This window comes from Anaerococcus sp. NML200537, from assembly GCF_026131715.1.
Classification (GTDB): domain Bacteria; phylum Bacillota; class Clostridia; order Tissierellales; family Peptoniphilaceae; genus Anaerococcus; species Anaerococcus kampingae.
Genome location: NZ_JAMXSL010000069.1, coordinates 1 through 2,761 on the forward strand (window position 1 = coordinate 1; position 2,761 = coordinate 2,761).

The 2,761-nt window shown below is 36.2% G+C and carries 2 protein-coding genes; both read right to left on the reverse strand.

Annotated features, from left to right (window positions below; translation table 11 throughout):
- Window positions 1–268: 268 nt before the first annotated feature.
- Window positions 269–601 carry a hypothetical protein gene (locus NH288_RS11265; RefSeq protein WP_265215385.1) on the reverse strand — a complete coding sequence of 111 codons (333 nt, stop codon included), beginning with the start codon at window positions 599–601 and terminating at the stop codon, window positions 269–271.
- Window positions 602–663: 62 nt separating this feature from the next.
- Window positions 664–2,628, reverse strand: a complete 1,965-nt coding sequence (locus tag NH288_RS11270) for a sodium-translocating pyrophosphatase (protein ID WP_265215386.1) — start codon at window positions 2,626–2,628, stop codon at window positions 664–666.
- Window positions 2,629–2,761 lie beyond the last annotated feature (133 nt).

A 2,761-nucleotide genomic window follows, 5' to 3' on the forward strand; every position in this document is an offset into this window, starting at 1 on the left:
CAACCATCGGACTGCCTCCAGATTCCCCTGATAAATATTCCGTTACTAGTTTGATTTTAAATTCTTTTGTGTATTTTGGCATACTAAAACCCCTCCATCCGTATTCCGGATTTTGGGGTTCAGGTCACATTGACCTTCTTTTTTTGTAGTTATATTTCTAATTTTATAATTTGCTAATGTATTTACATTTTTTAATTCGCCAGATTTTAAACCTAAATAAAGTTTTTCCTATTTACAATATTTTTCATGAAATTAATCTATATCTAATTTAAATATCACCCTTATCTTCAACTTCTTTATGCTTCTTCTTATCCATCAAATAGGCATAGATTAGGCCCACAATTACCATGATTGGTATTTCAAATCCGTTTAGGTCAAATAATTTGGGTATTCCTATTACTATTATTACAAAGATTAGGTCAAAGTTTATGTAGGCCATCCAGCTTTTGTCCATAATTTTGTAATTGTGATAGACCATCATTATGATACCTGCTATGTATATGACAAAAAATATAAATTCTAGGTCTCTATAGCCCCTAAAATAGCTTAGGCCAAGACCTCCTAAGATTTGGACTAGATATTCAAATAAATATATGCTCATGACTTGCTCCTTTATTTGATTATATCAAAAAAACGGCAGTTTTTAAACCGCCGTTTGATGTTTTAGATAAATAAGCCTGCACAAACTACTGATACTACTGTCATTAGCTTGATTAGGATGTTTAGTGATGGGCCTGAGGTGTCTTTGAATGGGTCACCTACTGTATCTCCCACTACGCTTGCCTTGTGAGCATCTGAACCCTTACCAAATTCTCCATCAAGTGTTTCGATGTGTTTTTTGGCATTATCCCAAGCACCACCTGCATTTGACATGAATATTGCAAGTAATACTCCTGTTACTAGGGCTCCTGCAAGAAGGCCGCCTAGGGTTTCTGGTCCAAAGACCTTGCCTACAAATATTGGAACTACTATAGCAAGTATACCTGGTAGGATCATTTCTTTTAAGGACGCTGCTGTTGAGATTTCAATACATTTTTGATAATCTGGTTCGCTTGTTACTTCTAGTAGACCTGGGTCGTTTTTAAATTGTCTTCTTACTTCTTCAATCATTTCTGTCGCAGCCTTACCTACTGAGTTCATGGTTAGGGCTGAGAATAAGAATGGTAGCATACCGCCTACAAACATTCCTGCTACTACCTTAGAATCTAGAATTGATATTGTTTCTAGCTTAAGTGTTTCAGAATATGTTACAAATAGTGATAGGGCTGTTAGGGCTGCTGATCCTATAGCAAAACCCTTACCTATAGCTGCTGTTGTGTTACCAATTGAGTCTAATTCGTCTGTTATATCTCTAACTTGACTTGGAAGTTTGGCCATTTCAGCGATTCCACCAGCATTATCTGTGATTGGTCCGTAAGCATCTACTGTTACAGTTGTTGCTGTTGTTGATAGCATTCCTACTGCTGATAGGGCTATACCAAAGACTCCGTCTGCCCAGAAGGCTACAATTATTCCAAGTCCTATAAGGATTATTGGATAAACTGTTGAAAGCATTCCTGTTGATAGACCTGCTATGATGTTTGTTGCAACACCTGTTTTTGATTCTTCTGCTATATTTTTTACAAATTTATAATGGTCTGAAGTATAAATTTCTGTCAATAACCCTATCGAAATACCTACTATGATACCTGTAATTATAGCTAGAGCTGCTCTTAAGTTTCCAAAATATGATAATGAAAGGATAAGGGCTGCAACAATAACTATAGCTCCTGATAAGTAGATTGTTTGCATTAGAGCTGATTGAGGACTCTTGTGTTTCTTTCCTAGGAAAAGAATTGTTGCTGAAATTGATGCAAGGATTCCGATTGATACTAATAGTAGGGTAAATTTAAGTCCTACATCACCATAAGATACAAGTCCTAGGGTAATGGCTGAGATGATTGCTCCTGCATAGGATTCAAATAAGTCTGCTCCCATACCTGCAACATCACCTACGTTATCTCCAACGTTATCTGCAATTACTGCTGGGTTTCTTGGGTCATCTTCTGGAATTCCTGCTTCAACCTTACCTACAAGGTCCGCACCAAGGTCAGCAGCCTTTGTATAGATACCACCACCCACTCTAGCAAATAGGGCTACAGATGAGGCACCTAGGGAATAACCCATTACAATTGCTGGATCTCTAAAGATCATAAAGCTTACTACAAGACCTAAAAATCCAAGTCCTGTTACAGCAAGACCCATTACTGAACCACCTGTAAAGGCAAGCTTTAGGGCTCTAGATCTACCACCTTCCATGGCTTCGTTAGCGCATCTTGCGTTAGATTCTGTCGCTGTAAGCATTCCTATAAAGCCTGTTAGCATTGAAAAAGCTGAACCTACTATATAGCAAATCATAATCCTATAATCTAGGAAAATAGCTATAAGGATTGAAACTACAACTACAAAAATAGCGATAAACTTATACTCACTTGAAATAAAAGTCATAGCTCCATTTTTGATATAACCTGATATCTCGCTCATTCTTTCTGAGCCTTTAGAAACAGGTAATATCCTCTCTCTTATGTTGAAAGCCATTAGGACTAAAGCCAAAATAGCTACAAAGAGGGATAAAATTTCTATAAACATATTTCCTCCTAATGTTATTAAATTTTTATGGGCTGTATGATTCAAATTATAAATATAAAAATTTCTAAAAGGAAATTTCTTAATAATATTCCAAAAAGAAAAATCCTTAAAATCATACTGCCTCATATTATAT